An 18,125-nucleotide genomic window follows, 5' to 3' on the forward strand; every position below is an offset into this window, starting at 1 on the left:
CTTGATAGTTATCCTGACGTAATGATGTAAACACCTAATAACGCCAAAAATACAATTAACGCTGAACAGGACTAACCAGGATCATGGCAAAATTCTTTAATGAAATGCATGCCGATGGTAGTGATACCGCAAGCAGCAACGACACCATACGGGAACACTACCGAGAATTCGACGCCTGGCTGAAGCGGCAACCGGCAGACACCATCGCCAGGAAACGCGCCGAAGCGGACCTGATGTTTCGCCGGGTCGGCATTACCTTCGCCGTCTATGGCGACGACGCCGGCACCGAACGCCTGATCCCTTTTGACATCATCCCGCGCATTATCCATGCCGAAGAATGGTCTACCCTGCGTGCCGGACTCGTGCAAAGGGTGCAGGCGCTGAACATGTTCATCCATGATATCTATCATGACCAGAACATCATCAAGGCCAAGATCATCCCCGCCGAGCAGATCTACAAGAACGCCCAGTACCGGCCGGAAATGCAGGGCATCTCTGTCGCGTCCGACATCTATGCGCATATTGCCGGTGTAGATATCGTCCGCGCCGGCGCCGGCGAATTCTACGTGCTGGAAGATAACCTGCGCGTGCCGTCCGGCGTGTCGTACATGCTGGAAGACCGCAAAATGATGATGCGGCTGTTCCCGGAACTGTTTGCCCGCAACAAGATCGCGCCGGTGGACCACTATCCCGACATGCTGCTGGACAACCTGCGCTCGGTCGCCCCCATGGGGGTGACCGATCCCGTCATTGTCGTCATGACGCCGGGCATGTACAACTCCGCCTATTTCGAGCACGCCTTCCTGGCACAGCAAATGGGTGTGGAACTGGTCGAAGGCCAGGATCTGTTCGTCAATGACAATGCGGTATACATGCGCACCACGCGCGGCCCGAAACGGGTGGACGTGATCTATCGCCGTATTGACGACGACTTCATGGACCCGCTGGCCTTCCGTGCCGATTCCTCGCTGGGTGTGCCCGGCCTGCTATCGGTCTACCGCGCCGGCAGGGTCACGCTGGCCAATGCGATAGGCACCGGGGTAGCGGACGACAAGTCGATCTATCCGTTTGTGCCGGACATGATCAAGTTCTATCTCAGCGAAGAGCCGATATTGAACAACGTGCCTACCTATCAGTGCCGCAAGAAGGAAGACCTGGCCTACACGCTGGCCAACCTGCCGGACCTGGTCGTCAAGGAAGTGCACGGCGCCGGCGGCTACGGCATGCTCGTAGGTCCGGCATCGACCAAGGCGCAGATCGAGGATTTCCGCCAGCGGCTGTTGGCCAAACCTGATGGCTACATCGCCCAGCCCACATTGGCGCTGTCGTCCTGCCCTACCTACGTCGACAGCGGCATCGCGCCGCGCCACATCGACCTGCGCCCGTTTGTGCTGTCCGGAAAAACCGTCTCCATGGTGCCTGGCGGCCTGACACGTGTCGCGCTGCAGGAAGGCTCGCTGGTGGTGAATTCGTCGCAGGGTGGCGGCACCAAGGACACCTGGATACTGGAGAACTAATATCATGCTAAGCCGCACCGCCGATCATTTATTCTGGATGGCCCGCTATACAGAGCGCGCCGAAAATACCGCCCGCATGCTGGACGTCAACGTACAGACATCGATGCTGCCGCAATCTGCCGAAGACGCTGAAAAGGGCTGGCGTGCGATGCTGGGCATTTCGGAGTTGCAATCCGCCTTCGACCGCAAATACGGCATCCTGAGCGCGAAAGACGTTGTCGACTTCATGGTGCGCGACCCCGACAATCCCTCTTCCATCTGTGCCTGCCTGACCGGTGCGCGCGAGAATGCGCGCGCGGTGCGCGGCACGCTGACGACCGAGGTATGGGAAACCCAGAATGCGACGTGGCTGGACATGTCCAAACGGATAGACAGCGGCTTGCTGGAACGCGATCCCAGCCAGTTTTTTGAGTGGGTCAAGTACCGCTCGCACCTGTCTCGCGGCGTCACATTGGGCACAATGCTGAAAGACGAAGCGGTGCATTTCATCCGCCTGGGTACTTTCCTGGAACGGGCCGACAATACCGCGCGCATACTGGACGTAAAATTCCACGGCGCCACCGGCAAGCGGCATAACAACGAGATTTCGCAGAGGGACTTTTACTACTGGGCGGCGTTGCTGCGTTCTGTCTCCGGCTTTGAAATTTACCGCAAGGTCTACCGCGACGTGATCACTCCGGAACGGGTGGCGGAGCTGCTGATGCTGCGAGGAGACATGCCGCGCTCCCTGCTGGCCTGCATGGATGAAGTGGTCAACAACCTGAAAGAAGTACGCAACGACGTTTCCTCCGAAACCGAACGCGTGGCCGGCAAGCTGCATGCTGAACTGGGATTCGGCCGCATCGAAGAAATTCTTTCCACCGGCCTGCACGACACGCTGACGGAATTCCTGGAGCGTATCAACGAACTGGGGAACCGCATCAGCCGCGATTTTCTGGTTCCCCTTGCGGCATAAGCCGGATACTCCATGCGACTCTCCATACGTCATGAGACTATCTACCGTTACAGCGCGCCGCTGGCTTATACAATACAGCAGCTGCACCTGACTCCCCGGCTAGAGGCGCAGCAACAGGTATTGTCGTGGCTGATCAATACGACAGGCCAGATGCATGCGTATACCGACGCCTACGGCAACCTGTGCCATACGCTGACCATTACCGGCCCGCACCAGCAGGTTGCTATCGTTGCCCAGGGCATCGTGGAAACCACCAGCCCGGACCGCGGCCGCCTGGTGGATGAACATCCGCAGTCCCCACTGATCTTTACTGTCGCGACCCGCCTGACCGAAGCGACACCGATGGTGCTGGCCTTTGCCGCAAGCAGCCTGCCGGTATCCGGCGAGGCAGTCCAGGCACGGCATCTGCTGGCGCTGGCAGAGCGCATTTGCGGTGCAGTCAGTTACCAAACTGGTGCAACCATCGTTACGACCACCGCCACCGACGCCCTGCAACTGGGAAGGGGCGTATGCCAGGACCATGCCCACCTGTTCCTGGCCTGTTGTCATGCGCATGGAGTGCCGGCCCGCTACGTATCCGGATACATCGATCCGGAATCCACCGGCCACGCAGAAAGCCATGCGTGGATCGATGCATGGGTCAGCGAAGCCGATTTCACCGGCTGGGTCAGCGTCGACGTCACGCATGCACGCCTGATGACGGATGCCTATTGCCGCCTGGCGATAGGCCGGGATTACGATTCTGCCGCACCTATCCGCGGCGTACGCCGTGGAGGCGGTGACGAAATACTAACGGTGAAAGTGGAAGTAGTGCCGTTGCCACAGGAATAAAAAAAATAATGAGACAGCACGGACGCCGCAGAAACAAGGTAACGCTTTATTTCCCCGGCTCAAGTGTAAAATAATGGTTTTAATCAAAATGCTGTTGCAAACATGACATATTGTGTAGGCATGCGCCTCGATGCAGGCTTGGTCTTTTTATCCGATTCGCGCACCAACGCAGGCGTGGATCAGGTCGGCACTTTCCGCAAAATGAGTGTGTTTGAAAATCCCGGCGACAGGATGATGGTGTTGATGACAGCCGGCAACCTGTCGATCTCGCAATCCATACGCCAGCTGGTGACCGAACACGTCAGCGAAGACGGCGAGAGCATCTGGACCGCCGCCAGCATGTACGAAGCCGCGCGCATGCTCGGCGAAGCGGTGCGCACCGTACACAAGCGCGATGCCGAAGCGCTGACCGAATTCGGCATCGACTTCAACGTCAGCATTATCTTTGGCGGGCAGATCAAGGGCGAGCGTTGCCGCCTGTTCCAGATATATGCAGCCGGCAACTTCATTGAATCGCATAACGAAAGCACTTATTTCCAGATCGGCGAAGCCAAATACGGCAAGCCCATCATTGACCGCGTTGTCAATCCGGCCACCAGTCTGGATGAAGCGGCAAAGTGTGCACTGATCTCGATGGACTCCACTTTGCGCTCAAACGTGTCGGTCGGCCTGCCGCTGGACCTGCTGGTCTATGAAACGGATAGCCTGACCGTCAACCGTTTCGTTACCATCGACGAAAGGAACCAGTATTTCCAGATGATACGCAGCACCTGGGCTCATCAGTTGAAAGCCGTGTTTGAAGGCATAGACGACCCGGTGTGGGATGCCGCGCCGGATGCGACTGCCAACGTTCTGTCTTCCACCAATATGCACAGCAAACCGGTGCGGGTACAAGTGCCTTCCCATCTGGACAAGTCAGCCGGCAGCCAGCCCTCCAAACTGCAATCGCTGGCGCAACAGTTCGGCAGCAAGCAGCCGTAAGTTATACACAGCCAGGTTCATAGCAAAAAGGCACTCTGCGCGAGTGCCTTTTCTTTGCGGCGCCATCCCGTTTATTTCTTGCGCCAGCTGCAGTCAATGGCATGATCCTGCACCATGCCTATGCCTTGCATGTACGCATAAATGATGGTCGAACCGACAAATTTGAAACCGCGCTTCAACAAATCCTTGGAGATGGCATCCGACAGCTCCGTCTTGACGATGCGCTCTCCTTTATTCTTGATCGGCTTGCCTTTCACATAAGCCCATAGATAAGCATCCAGCCCACCGAATTCCTCGCACAAGCGCAGATAAGCCTGCGCATTGGTCACGGCGGCGGCCACTTTCAAACGGTTGCGGACGATGCCGGGATTGGCCAGAAGCTCGGCTACTTTAGTAGCGTCATAGCGTGCTATTTTTTTTGCATCCCAGCCGTCAAAGGCAAGGCGGTAGCTTTCGCGCTTGTTGAGGATGGTTTCCCAGCTCAGCCCCGCTTGTGCACCTTCCAGGTTCAGCATCTCGAACAGGCGATTTTCGTCATGACAGGGCACGCCCCATTCATTGTCGTGATAGGCTAGATACAGGGGATTGGCGGGGTTCGCCCAGGAGCATCGCTTGATGGCCATTCTTCGCTTTAAAGTTAAATGCCGAACAGTCTAAAATGTTATCACATGACACCATGATGCTTCGGCAATGTTATTTCTTTTGAGTCTGCTGGCAATGAACAAATTTGTAAGATCCCTTGCGGTAACGCTGGTGACAGCGCTGGCGCTGGCAGGATGCGGAGGGGGCGGCAGCGCCGCAGGAAACAGCAGCCCGGTTGACAATAGCAACGGCGCCAATGCACTGCTCGCCGCGCCCTCGACGTTGGCCAACATCTGCACACCGGATGGAGAGAAGGCGTGGATACGCTCCTATCTGAATGACGTTTATCTGTGGTACAACGAAATTGTCGACGTTCCCGCCGTCAACTACACGACGCCGGATTCGTATTTTGATGCGCTGCTGGTCAGGAACAGGGACCGCTTCAGCTTTACCTCGTCCACTGGCGACATCAATGGCTTCTTTCAGTCCGGGTTCGATATAGGATACGGCGCAAGCTTGGTGAATCAAGCCGGCAAGCTGCGCGTTGCGTATGTGGAACCCGGCTCTCCTGCCGACCAGCAGCATATCGCGCGCGGCGCGCAGATTACGGGCATTGACGGTACCCCAGTAGGCCAGCTGGACAGCGCCGTGCAAACTGCAGCACTGTACCCTTCGACGGCTGGAACAATACACTCTTTCGATATTTTGGACGAAGGCGCCCTCAGCAGCCGCACCGTACAGATGGCGGCAGTGTCCGTCGTCAAGACCCCGGTGCTGGACAATACGATCATCGCAACAGCCGGTAAAAAGATAGGCTACCTTGTCTTCACCGACCATGTGGCGACGGCGGAACTGCCTCTGCTATCGGCCTTCCAGAATTTTGCGGCCGCTGGCATAGACGACCTGGTGCTGGATGTGCGTTATAACGGCGGCGGCTACCTGTATATCGCCAATGAAGTGGCCGCGATGATAGGCGGAGCGAAAGTGCAGAACCAGTTGTTCGAACAACTGCGCTTTAACGACAAGCATCCTGAAAAAACCAACGACCCTGCCTACCGCATGTATTTTGCCAACCAGAGTACGCAGCTGATCAGCCTGCCGCAGCTGAACCTGCCACGGGTCTTCGTGCTGACCACGGGCAGCAGTTGCTCCGCCACCGAATCCATCATCAACAGCCTGTCGCCTTTTATGCAGGTGATCACCATAGGCGGCACGACCTGTGGAAAACCTTATGGTTTTATCCAGCAGGACAATTGCGACACCTCATATTTTGCAATCCAGTTCGATGGCGTCAATGCCGCCGGCACCGGCAGCTATACCAACGGTTTCGCACCGGCCTGCAGCGTGACAGACGATCTGGACCATGCGCTAGGCGACCGCAGCGAGCGTCTGCTGTCGACCGCACTCAGCTACAGCCAGAACTCGGTCTGCCCTGCCGCCGGTTTCAGCCGGTCGCAATTGGCGCAAAGCTCCCGGCCCGCTGCTGAGCTTGAACGCTACCCATGGCGGAATAACCGTATCCTGAAGCCCGGCACAAGGTAAACAGCCGATAGCCGACAGCCGGCAATCAGGCAATCAGGCAATCAGGCAATGGTCGTTTCGCCAATAAAAAAGCGCACCCAGGTGCGCTTTTTTTGAATGCAGGCGAGCTTTACACGACAATGGTTTGTGCTTCATCACCTTCACGTGCGCGGATTTCTCCGATGCGCGTGACGGTCTCGCCGGCAGCTGCCAGTTGCGCCAGCGCGGCGTCCGCATTTTCCTTGGATACGATGACCACCATGCCAATGCCGCAGTTGAATACGCGGTGCATCTCTGCATCGGCTACGCCGCCATGCTGTTGCAGCCAGGTAAACAGCGGCGGCATGACCCACGCGTCTTTATGCAATACGGCAGTCAGCTTGTCGCCCAGCACGCGCGGCACGTTTTCGACCAGGCCGCCGCCGGTAATATGGGCCATGCCCTTGACTTCGATGCTGTCCATCAGCGCCAGCAGAGGCTTGACATAGATGCGGGTCGGCGCCATCAATGCATCGGCCAGCGTGCGGCCATGAAAATCGCTGTTCAGGTCGGGCTTGGATACTTCAATGATCTTGCGTACCAGCGAGAATCCGTTGGAATGAATGCCAGAAGAAGCCAGGCCCAGAATGACGTCGCCGGGCATGATCTTGCTGCCGTCGATGATCTTTGATTTTTCCACCGCGCCGACAGCGAAGCCTGCCAGGTCGTATTCGCCGTCCGGATACATGGAAGGCATCTCCGCTGTTTCACCGCCGATCAGCGCGCAGCCGGCCTGTTCGCAGCCGAAAGCGATACCCTTGATGACGTCGGTCGCGGAAGGAACGTCCAGTTTGCCGCAGGCAAAATAATCCAGGAAGAATAGCGGCTCGGCGCCTTGCACGAGGATGTCGTTGACGCTCATCGCGACCAGGTCTATGCCGACCGTATCATGGCGGTTCAGGTGGAAGGCCAGTTTCAGCTTGGTGCCTACGCCGTCCGTGCCGGACACCAGCACCGGTTCCTTGTATTTTTTGCTAATTTCAAACATCGCACCGAAACCGCCGATTCCTGCCATGACGCCTTCGCGCATGGTGCGCTTGGCATACGGTTTGATTGCCTCTACCAGAGCATCGCCGGCGACCATGTCGACACCGGCATCGCGATAAGAAAGGGAAACATTATTAGTTGAGCTCATGATATTAGGCAATAGAAACGAGATTAGATGCAGTAGAGGCGGTAAAATAGGAGAATTGCGGAAAATACCTCTGCGAAACCGCTATTTTAACAAATCGACTCGGCAAATACCCGCTTTTTGGGGAAACAGCCGTTATTAGCGCCGCGTGCACCTACCCATAACAAATCGACAACGATGGCATTTTCCTTCACACCGGAACAAAAACAGACTGCTTTATGGCTGAGCGTAGCCGTTGCCTTCCTGCTTTTGCTAAGCCTGCTGGGACCCGTGCTGATGCCGTTTGCAGTCGCTGCGATACTGGCGTACATCCTGAATCCGTGGGTGGACAGGCTGTGCGCCTTGAGGCTGGGGAAGTTTGCGCTGCCGCGCGCGATCGCCGCGACATTGCTGATCGTGCTGCTGATTTCACTGGCGCTGGCGCTGGTGCTGATCGTAACGCCGGTATTGCAAAAACAGGTTCCGCAACTGCAGGAACAGATTCCCCGCTTTCTCGACAAGATGAATGCGGTGCTGAGCCCCAGATTGCAAGACCTCGGCATTTCCGTGCAACTGGACAGCGCAGGCGTCAAGGCCATGCTGACTGAGCAATTGAAGGACAGCGGCGATGTTATAGGCCGTGCAGTATTATCGTCGGTGCGGGTGGGGGGAACGGCGGTGATGGGCCTGCTAGCCAACCTGCTGCTGATCCCGGTCGTGCTGTTTTACCTGCTGATGGACTGGCATTCCATGATGGCCAGGCTTGAAAATAGCGTCCCGCGGCGCTGGGCGCGCGTCACGCGGGATTCGCTGCTGGAGGTGGACAGTATCCTGGCACAATACCTGCGCGGGCAAATCATGGTGATGCTGGTGCTGGCGGTATACTATTCCTCCGCTTTGGCCATTGCGCGTTTTGACCTTGCCTTGCCGGTCGGCATTATAACCGGGCTGCTGGTGTTTATTCCCTACCTGGGCTATGGGCTGGGCCTGGTGCTGGCGCTGATTGGCGCAGTGCTGCAGTTCAACAACCTGAGCGGGCTGATCTCGGTGGCGGTCATTTATGGACTCGGCCAAGTGATTGAATCTTTTTTTCTGACGCCCCGGCTGGTCGGCGAGCGCATAGGCCTGCATCCGCTGACCGTCATTTTTGCCTTGCTGGCATTCGGCCAGCTGTTCGGCTTTATCGGCATCCTGGTGGCACTGCCGGCGTCGGCCATTATTTCAGTGGCGGTCAAGCATTTGCGCTCACATTATTTTAATAGTAGTTTTTATCATCAGCCATGAGGCAATTATTGCTGGATCTGGACGCGGAAAAACCGCAGTCCCTCGAAACCTTCGTTGTTGGACAAAACGCCGAACTGGCGCAATTGCTCAGCCTGTTTTCCACACGCACGCCCAGCCTGTACGGTGAGCGTTTCGTCTACCTGTGGGGCAAGCCGGGCGCCGGCAAAACCCATCTGCTGCAGGCTTTGGCCGATACCGGCGATGCCCGCGATGCCCGTTTCTTGACGCCGGACGCATCCAGCGAAGCCTTTACCTATACGCCGGCAATCAGCATGTACCTGCTGGACGACTGCGAAAAGCTGTCGCCGCGTGCGCAGATCGACGCTTTCAACCTATTCAATGAAGCGCGCGCCAACGGCGCCTTCCTGATCGCCGCCGGCAATCATCCCCCGATGATACTGGGCGTGCGCGAAGACCTGCGTACCCGCCTGGGCTGGGGCCTGATCTACCAGGTGCATGGGTTGACCGACGAGGACAAGATCAACGCACTGGAAAAAGCCGCGCAGCAGCGCAGCATGAGCATTTCCAGCGGTGTGCTGCCTTACCTGATTACACACTATCAGCGTGACATGAATTCCTTGACCAAGATGCTGATTTCGCTGGACCAGTTTTCTCTGGAAACCAAGCGGCCGATCACCCTGCCGCTGCTGCGGGATTTCCTGCTACAACAAGAAGCGTACACTTCCTAGCCGCCATGAGTAATATTGCCCTGTTCGACCTCGACCATACGTTGATCCCCATCGATTCCGATTATGAATGGGGTCAGTTCCTGAGCCGCATCGGCGCGGTGGATGCGCTGGCGTTTGAAAAGCGCAATGCGGAGTTTTTTGCGCAATACCAGGCCGGCACGCTGGACCCGGTCGAATACCTGGAATTTGCACTGGGCACGCTGGCCCGCTTTCCGCGCAAGCAGCTGGATGCCTGGCATGAGCAGTTCATGCACGAGGTGATCCACCCGGTAGTGATGCCGGCGGCGCTGGCCCTGATCAAGCGCCACCAGGACCACGGCGACCTGCTGGCCATCATCACCGCCACCAACCGCTTCGTCACCGCGCCTATCGCAAGGGCACTGGGAGTGGACAACCTGATTGCTGCCGAGCCCGAACTGGCCGTGGACGGCAACCTCACAGGCAAGTTGCTCGGCATTCCCACGTCGGGAGAGGGCAAGGTCGTCCATCTGCACCAGTGGCTGGAAAAACGGGGCGAAAAACTGGAAGACTTCAGCTGCAGCCACTTTTACAGCGACTCGCAGAATGATATTCCTTTACTATCCGTCGTTACCCACCCGGTGGCGACAAATCCGAATGCTAAACTAATGGCACACGCCACCCGGCAGGGCTGGCCCATCCTTACCTTATTCAATGCGCAATGATTAAAAAGTTTATCCGCAAAATGCTGGGTGTCAAAAGCAAGGCAGACGCCGCCGGCGCTGATTCCAACGAGCCGACGGTACTTAGCGCGCAGGAGCACGGCATCAACCCCAGCCTGCTGTCGTCTAACGCCATACGGGTAACGCAAACCCTGCAGGAAGCAGGATTCAAGGCCTTTGTCGTCGGTGGCGCGGTACGCGACCTGCTGCTGGGCGTCAAGCCCAAGGATTTCGACATTGCTACCAACGCCACGCCTGAACAGGTGAAACGCCTGTTCAGGCGTGCCTTCATCATCGGCAAGCGCTTCCAGATCGTGCATGTGATGTTCGGCCAGGATCTGCTGGAAGTGACGACTTTCCGCGGTACGGTCACTGACGGCGCTCCCAAGGATGAGCATGGCCGCGTGCTGCGCGACAATACCTTTGGCGAACAGCACGAAGATGCCGTGCGCCGCGACTTTACAATCAATGCGATGTATTACGACCCGGCCACGCAAACCGTGCTGGATTATCACAACGGCATTGCCGACATCCGCAAGAAGACGCTGCGCATCATCGGTGTGCCGGAAGCACGCTACCGCGAAGATCCGGTGCGCATGCTGCGCGTGGTGCGCTTTGCCGCGAAACTGCAGTTTACGATCGATCCCGCCACCAGCGCGCCTATATCGGTCATGGCCCCGCTGATCAACAACGTGCCGACCGCACGCGTGTTTGATGAAATGCTGAAGCTGCTAATGAGCGGTCATGCGATGGCCTGCCTGCAGCAACTGCGCAAGGAAGGCCTGCACCATGGGCTGATGCCGCTGCTGGACGTCGTGCTGGAACAGCCGCTGGGCGAAAAATTCGTCACGCTGGCCCTGGCCAATACCGATGAACGCATCCGCCAGGGCAAGCCGGTGTCGCCTGGTTTCCTGTTCGCATCGCTGTTATGGCACCAGGTATTGGAAAAATGGGATGCCTATAAGGCTGCCGGCGAATTTGCCATTCCGGCGCTGCACCTGGCGGCTGACGATGTGCTGAATACCCAGACCGATGCGTTGGCGCTGCAACGCAAGATAGGCTCGGACATGCGCGATATCTGGGCCATGCAGCCACGCTTTGAAAAGCGCGCCGGCAAGACCCCATACAAACTGCTGGAGCACCCTCGCATGCGCGCCGGCTACGATTTCCTGCTGCTGCGCTGCGCCTCTGGCGAGATAGATGCCGAGCTGGGTGAATGGTGGACGGACTTCATCGCCGGTGACGGCGCCGAGCGCGAGCATCTGCTGACTGTCAAACCGAAACAAGACTCGGCTGCGCCCAAAAAGCGCCGGCCACGCCGCCGCAGCCCGCGCAATGCCGGCGACAAGCCGGATAGCGCAACTGAATAACCAAACCACAGGCAAAGGCAGCGAACAGGTGACCCAGCACTATCCGGCTTATGTAGGCATAGGCGCCAACCTGGGCGATGCGCGGGCATCAGTGGAGATCGCCATCGCCAGGCTCGCCAGCCTGCCCGACACCAGCCTGGCGGGCCAGTCCAGCCTGTTCCGCACGACGCCTGTCGATGCCGGCGGAGACGACTACATCAACGCTGTCGTAAAAATCAGCACCCGCCTGGCACCGGAAGAACTACTCGTCGCCTTGCAGCAGATAGAACTGGATTTCGGCCGCGAACGCCCGTACCGCAATGCACCGCGCACGCTGGACCTGGACCTGCTGCTGTATGCCGACAGGCAAATCGATACGCCGCTACTAACCGTACCGCACCCGCGGATGACGGAAAGGGCTTTCGTGCTGATACCCTTGCTGCAGCTGGATCCTTTCATCTCCATTCCCGGCAAGGGCCCTGCCCACGGGTTTGCGCCGCAGGTCGCTGACCAGGCCATCAGCAAACTCGCCTGACCGCCCTTCTGTTACATTGATAGCGAAAAATCTCATGCAAATCCCCGTCATCCTGCAAACCACCGGCCTGCTGATACTGTCCAATGTCTTCATGACGGTCGCCTGGTACGGCCACCTGAAAAACCTGTCGTCAAAAGCATGGTGGGTGGCGGCTTTAATCAGCTGGTCCATTGCACTATTCGAGTATCTGTTGCAAGTGCCGGCCAACCGCATCGGCTATACCCAGTACAGCCTGGCACAACTGAAAATTTTGCAAGAGGCGCTGACGCTGCTGGTATTCGTGCCATTTGCGATGATCTACATGGGCCAGCCGTTCAAGCTCGACTATGTATGGGCGGGACTGTGCCTGCTCGGTGCGGTGTATTTCATATTCCGCGATTGAAGCCTAAGGCTGATGCTGCGGCAGCGTTCTGAATACGCGCTTCCCGATACAAATCTATAATACCCATACTATTTTCTTAACACGGAGAAATACCTTGGCTGAATATTTGCAAGACCGTAAATCGGTCACCATTCCCGGCTTGCTTGCCCAGTATCAGCAGGGCGAGAAGCTGACGATGCTGACCTGTTACGACGCCAGCTTTGCCGCTCTGTTGGACCGCTGTGGCGTGGAAATGCTGCTGATAGGCGATTCGCTCGGCATGGTCAGCCAAGGCCATAACTCGACACTGCCGGTGACTGTTGCCGACATCGCCTACCATACCGCCAGCGTGGCACGCGGCAACAAAAGCGCGCTGGTGCTTTCCGACCTGCCTTTCGGCAGCTATGGCACGCCGGAAATGGCGTTTCAAAGCGCCGTTCAGCTGATACAGGCCGGTGCGCAGATGGTCAAGCTGGAAGGCGGTGCCTGGCTGGCGCCCACCGTCAAATTCCTGACCGAACGCGCGATCCCGGTATGCGCCCATCTGGGATTGACGCCGCAATCGGTGCATCAGATGGGTGGCTATAAAGTGCAGGGCAAGACCGATGCAGCAGCGGAATTATTGAAATCCGACGCACTGGCGCTGCAGAATGCAGGCGCATCGCTGCTGGTGCTGGAAGCGATACCGGCCACGCTGGGCAAGGAAGTGACCGGCTTGCTATCTATCCCCACCATAGGCATAGGCGCAGGGCCGGACTGCTCCGGCCAGGTGCTGGTTATTCACGACCTGCTGGGCGTGTTCCCAGGCCGCAAGGCAAAATTCGTGAAGAATTTTATGGATGGCCAGACCAGCATTGATGCTGCGGTCAAGGCGTATGTAGCGGCAGTCAAGGATGTCAGCTTCCCTGCGCCTGAACACTGTTTTTAATTAACTGATTTTAGTGGAAATCGGCGCCCCGCGACAGGCGAGGCACCGGTAACTGGCAACACTCAGCCGGCTAGTCCTGATAGCGGCTCATGCTGCTTTCCAGCTTGGCGGCCAGCATGTCCGGCGAGTCCACCGTCATGCCGACTTCATTCAGCAAGCCATCCTGCAGGCCGTACACCCAGCCGTGTATGGTCAGCTGCTGGCCGCGCTCCCATGCATCCTGCACGATCGTGGTACGGCATAAGTTGACAACCTGCTCTATCACGTTCAGCTCGCACAGCCTGTCCTGTCTTTCCTTGCTGGTTAGCGTCTCGCCCAGATAGCGCTCGTGCTTCTGATGCACGTCCTGGACATGGCGCAGCCAATTGTCTGCGAGGCCGACCCGCCGCCCGGTCAATGCTGCGTGCACGCCGGAACAACCGTAGTGGCCGCAGATGATCACATGTTTGACACCCAGCACGTCAATCGCAAATTGCAGCACCGACAGGCAGTTCAGATCGGAATGGACAACCACGTTGGCGATGTTGCGATGAACAAATAATTCGCCGGGCAGCATGCCCAGCAGTTCATTGGCAGGGACGCGGCTGTCGGAGCAGCCTATCCACAGGTACTCAGGGTTTTGCTGGGCCGCCAGTTTTTTAAAAAAATCGGCGTCCTTGGCGCGAATTCCTTCGGCCCATTTCCTATTATTTTCGAATAATTGCTCGGGTGAAAGATTTGGTTTGCCTGCAACTGTCATGTATGCGTCCTCATGTTTTGACAGCCCTGATTTTATACGTTCCGCAGCGCAGATGCTGCCTATCTTTTTTTCATTGCCCAAATGACAAACGCGGACCCGTGGCCCGCGTAGTTGAAACTGTTCTTTGTGCGCACAGCGTTCCGCAGCATTCCCTTAAGGAAGTCTCAACGGAAATTGCTTCTTTCTTCCGTTTCGCCCAGCATCGCCTTTTTGAGCGATTTGTCCACCGGGCTTTCACCCAGCCAGATGCGCAGCAAGGCATTATTGAACGCGATATCGGGATAAGGCTCACCCATCCTTTTACCGTTCAGCGACACCACACTGCCTACCGAGGGTATCCAGTCCAGCACCATGACATCGCCCTTCTTCAGTTCAGGCACCGATGCAAACAATTCTCCAAACCGCAGGAACTGGCCGGTGAGTTTCATTTTTTCGGATTTTTCGGTATTTTGCTGTATGCCGGACATGAAGCCGCGGCCGAACTCTTCGTTGCTCAGGTCACGCAGCATGACGATGGTGACGCGGCGCGGCCCCTGCGAGGCCAGCACATCCGGCACGGTGGCCTTTTTGCTGGTCAGGTACAGTGCCGCCACATAGACCTTGAAGATCGCCTTATAGCGTATGCCGGCGCCGTTCAGTTTCAGCTCTGTGTTGGCAACATGCGCAGTATCGTCCAGCTTGACGCCAGCCACTTCCATCCCTGCCGCCTGCACGGCAGGCGCTGCCAGCACCATGCAGCTGGCGGCCACACCTGTCAGCAGGGCCCGTTTCGCGGTAATCCAGTTCATCTCATCTCCAATGAGTCTTTTTGCAAGACTATAATTATTTTTTAGTTAGCCGGTGAGGCCGGCAAGGATAGCTTATAGAAAATCCCGGCGGTGCGGGCAACAAAATGTATAAATGTATTTGGGGCTCAAGCGTCCAGCAATTCTTCAAACGCGGCGATCGATATCGGCTTGCAGAAGAAATAACCCTGGTAAGCCTGGCAGCCGGAACGCAACAGGAAATCCCTTTGCTCGAGCGTTTCCACTCCCTCGGCGATCACATTCAGGCCCAGGCTTTCGCCGAGGTTGATAATGGTCCGCACGATCGTCGCATTATTTTTGTCCTGCGGCAGATTATGCACAAAGGAGCGGTCGATTTTCAACTGGTTCAGCGGCAGGCGCTGCAAATACGACAGCGACGAGTACCCGGTGCCGAAGTCGTCCAGCGAAAAGCATACGCCTGTCTGCTTGAGCGCATGCATTTTTTCAATGACGGTATCGACCTCGTCCAGCACGACGCTCTCGGTCAGTTCCGGTTTCAACAGCACCGGGTTGGCGCCTGAACGCTTCAGGATATCCTTGACGTCCTCGACAAACGACGGCTGCCGGAATTGCTTGGCGCTGACATTGACTGCCAGCTGCAAGCCCGCCTTGTCCGCGATTTTTTCCCATTTCTTGATCTGCAGGCACGCGGTTTCCAGCACCCACAAGCCTATCGGCAGGATCAGGCCGGTTTCTTCCGCCAGCGGGATGAATTCCAGCGGCGATACCAGGCCCCGCGTAGGATGGTTCCAGCGCAGCAGCACTTCCGCGCCGATAGGATCGCCCAAAGCGCTGACCTGCAGTTGATAGTGCAGCACAAACTCGCCGGCGACTATCGCATGGCGCAGATCGGTCTCCAGCGCGGTACGGGTTTCCAGCGCGGCCTGCATGCTGGGATCAAAAAACCTCAGGCCGTTCCTGCCCAGAGCCTTGGCCTGGTACATGGCCATATCCGCGCGCCTGAGCAATTCATCAATACCTGTCGGTTCCTCGCTGAACAGGCTGATGCCTATGCTGCCTGAGCTTTCGTAATTGATATTATCCAGCGCAATCGGCTGGTTCAGCACATGGCGGATTTTTTCCGCGACGCCCTCCGCCTGCGCCGCTGCCTGACTCAATTCCTGATGCAACTCTTCCAGCACCACGACAAACTCATCGCCGCCGGTGCGCGATACGGTATCCTCGGTGCGCACACAGGCTTTCAGCCGGTGTCCGATTTCGATCAGCAGCTGGTCACCGACATTATGGCCGCGCGTATCGTTCAGCGTCTTGAAATTATCCAGGTCTATCATCAGAATGGCACCGTGCCGCTTATGTCTGCTGGTCGACGCCAGTGCCCGGCCCAGCCTGTCTATCAGCAACCGGCGATTAGGCAGGTCCGTCAGCGGATCGAAGAACGCGAGCTGATGGATTTTTTCTTCCGATATCTTGTATTCAGTGATGTCGGTGAAGGATCCGACATAATTGCAGATGCTGCAGTCGGCTGCCGTCACCGCGGAAATGACCAGCCTTTCGGGATACACCTCACCGTTTTTACGGCGGTTCCAGACTTCGCCGGACCAGTAGCGATGTTCCGCAATGGACTGCCACATCTGTTGGTAAAAAGCCAGGTCGTGCCGGCCAGACCTGAGCAGCGATACCGGCTTGCCGATTGCCTCCTCCGCCTCATAGCCGGTGATCGCCGTAAATGCGCGGTTCACCCGGACGATGACGCTGCTGGTATCGGTGATCATGATGCCTTCCTGTGTTTCAAAGGCCATCGCAGCGATCTTCAATTCCTGCTCCGCCAGCTTCTTGCTGGTGATCTCACGCAGCACGCAGACATATTGGCTGAATTTGCCATGCCCGTCCTTGACGAGGTTGACCGACAGTTCCAGCCATATCACCCTTCCATCCGGCGCCTCCCGGCTGATTTCCTGCTGCAGGGTTTTTGCCTGCAGCCGGGCGTCCTCACGGAGAAATGCGCCGACCTTGTCACCGTACAGATCGGCCAGGTTGATGCCCAGCAGATAATGCGGCGGCAGGCCGGCAAGATAGGAGGCCGCCTGGTTGGCATAAGTGATCCTGCCATCAGTTCCGGTGATGATAACGCCCTGCGACGTTGCACTGAGCGCGTCGTTGCGCAAACGCAGCAAGGCTTCGCTATCGATCAGCTTTCTTTCGTTTTCCTCGCGCAGGCGGTTGCGCAGCAACCATTGATAACTCAGCGTGGCCACCACCAGGCTGAGGATGCCTCCAAGCACTTCGATAGCCCTGCTACCCCTGGACGCTGTCTGCCAGCCGCCCACAGGTTCGGCCGCCATTTCCCAGGAACTGCCCGGCAAGGAAATTTCCTGCGTAATATGCTGCCGGATAGCGTCGGGACTGAAGGACGCCGGATCGCCCAGGAAAACGTCGCCATGCCCGTTTTTGGCATCGTGGCGGCGTATCGCTACGTTGATTTGCTGCTGCAGTTGCGGCAAGCCGGCGTCCGCCAGCAGATTCTCATAATCGACGACCATGCCGATCGAGCCGAGAAAGGGGCCGCTGTGCCCGTCTTTTACATGATGCTGCTCATCCGGCTTGTCCTGGCGATAAACAGGAATCCGCACCACCAGCCCGGTGCCGCCCTGAATCAGCGTCAGCGGCCCTGCCACCTGTATGGCTTTTTCCTGCATCATCCGTTGATATATAGGCCATTGCTCAGGCAAATCGCGATAGTCGACGCCGACCACCCTTTCGTTACCCTTGGAAGGATAGACGTAGTCAACCTTGGTGCCCCGTATCAGGCCGACATTCCTGATGCTGGAATTCGAGGTGCTGGCTTCGGCGGCAAGTCGGGTAAATTCGTCCTGGCTGATATCCGGATGCGTTGCGAAGCTTATCGCCAGCACCCGCGCGGCGGAAATAGTAGACGTGATGCCGCTGCCTAGCTTGGCTTGCAGCACGGAGAGCTTTTCTATCACCTCGACCCGCTGCTTCTGGGTATTCAGCTGCCGCTCGTTCCCGTCCAGCACCCACACTGCCAGCAATACCAGCATGGCCGATGCGGCGGCTCCTATCTTGGGATTGGTAAAGAAAGCGCGTAATAGTCCGGTGTCAGACAAAGTAGAGCCTTAAGATAGATTTGCCGTAGCCCAACATGCTAGCAGAACTCCGTACGAATACCGTTGCTTTTTGGAACTGATGCCCGTCAGCAATCCTACATGTTCAGACGGCATCCCAAAAACATAAGGAA

General features: G+C 57.3%; 17 protein-coding genes. 12 read left to right on the forward strand and 5 right to left on the reverse strand.

What is annotated here, in order from left to right; translation table 11 throughout:
- Positions 1–83: 83 nt before the first annotated feature.
- From ACO0LO_RS11210 to ACO0LO_RS11225, 4 genes are all read left to right on the forward strand, one after another.
- Positions 84–1,517 (forward strand): circularly permuted type 2 ATP-grasp protein, encoded by a 1,434-nt coding sequence (locus ACO0LO_RS11210; RefSeq protein ID WP_422964312.1) that lies wholly within the window; start codon positions 84–86, stop codon positions 1,515–1,517.
- Positions 1,518–1,521: 4 nt separating this feature from the next.
- Positions 1,522–2,472: an alpha-E domain-containing protein gene (locus ACO0LO_RS11215; RefSeq protein ID WP_422964313.1), complete on the forward strand. Its 951-nt coding sequence runs from the start codon at positions 1,522–1,524 to the stop codon at positions 2,470–2,472.
- A gap of 12 nt (positions 2,473–2,484) precedes the next feature.
- Positions 2,485–3,303: a transglutaminase family protein gene (locus ACO0LO_RS11220; protein ID WP_422964314.1), complete on the forward strand. Its 819-nt coding sequence runs from the start codon at positions 2,485–2,487 to the stop codon at positions 3,301–3,303.
- A gap of 102 nt (positions 3,304–3,405) precedes the next feature.
- The gene (locus ACO0LO_RS11225; RefSeq protein WP_422964315.1) at positions 3,406–4,284 is read left to right on the forward strand and encodes a peptidase; all 879 of its coding nucleotides are present in this window, start codon (positions 3,406–3,408) and stop codon (positions 4,282–4,284) included.
- Between the two features lie 71 nt (positions 4,285–4,355).
- On the opposite strand, the gene ACO0LO_RS11230 is transcribed toward ACO0LO_RS11225, so the two are convergent.
- The gene (locus ACO0LO_RS11230) at positions 4,356–4,907 is read right to left on the reverse strand and encodes a DNA-3-methyladenine glycosylase I (RefSeq protein ID WP_422964316.1); all 552 of its coding nucleotides are present in this window, start codon (positions 4,905–4,907) and stop codon (positions 4,356–4,358) included.
- Positions 4,908–5,001: 94 nt separating this feature from the next.
- On the opposite strand from ACO0LO_RS11230, the gene ACO0LO_RS11235 reads away from it, so the two are divergent.
- Positions 5,002–6,408 (forward strand): S41 family peptidase, encoded by a 1,407-nt coding sequence (locus ACO0LO_RS11235; protein ID WP_422964317.1) that lies wholly within the window; start codon positions 5,002–5,004, stop codon positions 6,406–6,408.
- Between the two features lie 109 nt (positions 6,409–6,517).
- Here ACO0LO_RS11235 and purM read toward each other — a convergent pair whose 3' ends face one another.
- Positions 6,518–7,561 (reverse strand): phosphoribosylformylglycinamidine cyclo-ligase, encoded by a 1,044-nt coding sequence (gene purM, locus ACO0LO_RS11240; RefSeq protein WP_422964318.1) that lies wholly within the window; start codon positions 7,559–7,561, stop codon positions 6,518–6,520.
- A 174-nt stretch (positions 7,562–7,735) separates the two neighbouring features.
- On the opposite strand from purM, the gene ACO0LO_RS11245 reads away from it, so the two are divergent.
- The 7 genes from ACO0LO_RS11245 to panB all read left to right on the forward strand — a co-directional run bounded on the left by ACO0LO_RS11245 (position 7,736) and on the right by panB (position 13,363).
- Positions 7,736–8,821 carry an AI-2E family transporter gene (locus ACO0LO_RS11245; protein ID WP_422964319.1) on the forward strand — a complete coding sequence of 362 codons (1,086 nt, stop codon included), beginning with the start codon at positions 7,736–7,738 and terminating at the stop codon, positions 8,819–8,821.
- Positions 8,818–9,510: a DnaA regulatory inactivator Hda gene (gene hda / locus ACO0LO_RS11250; RefSeq protein WP_422964320.1), complete on the forward strand. Its 693-nt coding sequence runs from the start codon at positions 8,818–8,820 to the stop codon at positions 9,508–9,510. The genes ACO0LO_RS11245 and hda overlap by 4 nt, the downstream gene beginning before the upstream one ends.
- Positions 9,511–9,515: 5 nt before the next feature.
- The gene (locus tag ACO0LO_RS11255; protein WP_422964321.1) at positions 9,516–10,193 is read left to right on the forward strand and encodes an HAD family hydrolase; all 678 of its coding nucleotides are present in this window, start codon (positions 9,516–9,518) and stop codon (positions 10,191–10,193) included.
- Positions 10,190–11,560 (forward strand): polynucleotide adenylyltransferase PcnB, encoded by a 1,371-nt coding sequence (gene pcnB / locus ACO0LO_RS11260; protein ID WP_422964322.1) that lies wholly within the window; start codon positions 10,190–10,192, stop codon positions 11,558–11,560. The genes ACO0LO_RS11255 and pcnB overlap by 4 nt, the downstream gene beginning before the upstream one ends.
- The gene (gene folK, locus ACO0LO_RS11265) at positions 11,526–12,074 is read left to right on the forward strand and encodes a 2-amino-4-hydroxy-6-hydroxymethyldihydropteridine diphosphokinase (protein ID WP_422964323.1); all 549 of its coding nucleotides are present in this window, start codon (positions 11,526–11,528) and stop codon (positions 12,072–12,074) included. Before pcnB ends, folK begins: the two co-directional genes overlap by 35 nt.
- 34 nt (positions 12,075–12,108) lie before the next feature.
- Entirely contained in the window at positions 12,109–12,456 is a 348-nt protein-coding gene (locus ACO0LO_RS11270; RefSeq protein ID WP_422964324.1) for a DMT family protein, read from the forward strand.
- 94 nt (positions 12,457–12,550) lie between these two features.
- A complete protein-coding gene (gene panB, locus ACO0LO_RS11275; RefSeq protein WP_422964325.1) occupies positions 12,551–13,363 on the forward strand; it encodes a 3-methyl-2-oxobutanoate hydroxymethyltransferase in 813 nt (270 codons plus the stop codon).
- A gap of 70 nt (positions 13,364–13,433) precedes the next feature.
- On the opposite strand, the gene can is transcribed toward panB, so the two are convergent.
- From can to ACO0LO_RS11290, 3 genes are all read right to left on the reverse strand, one after another.
- Positions 13,434–14,102: a carbonate dehydratase gene (gene can, locus ACO0LO_RS11280; RefSeq protein WP_422964326.1), complete on the reverse strand. Its 669-nt coding sequence runs from the start codon at positions 14,100–14,102 to the stop codon at positions 13,434–13,436.
- A gap of 164 nt (positions 14,103–14,266) precedes the next feature.
- Positions 14,267–14,890 carry a chalcone isomerase family protein gene (locus ACO0LO_RS11285; protein WP_422964327.1) on the reverse strand — a complete coding sequence of 208 codons (624 nt, stop codon included), beginning with the start codon at positions 14,888–14,890 and terminating at the stop codon, positions 14,267–14,269.
- A 125-nt stretch (positions 14,891–15,015) separates the two neighbouring features.
- Complete coding sequence (locus ACO0LO_RS11290; protein ID WP_422964328.1) at positions 15,016–17,994, reverse strand: bifunctional diguanylate cyclase/phosphodiesterase; 2,979 nt, start codon at positions 17,992–17,994, stop codon at positions 15,016–15,018.
- Positions 17,995–18,125 lie beyond the last annotated feature (131 nt).

Origin of the sequence: Undibacterium sp. TJN25, from assembly GCF_049339885.1 — a bacterium.
Classification (GTDB): domain Bacteria; phylum Pseudomonadota; class Gammaproteobacteria; order Burkholderiales; family Burkholderiaceae_D; genus Undibacterium.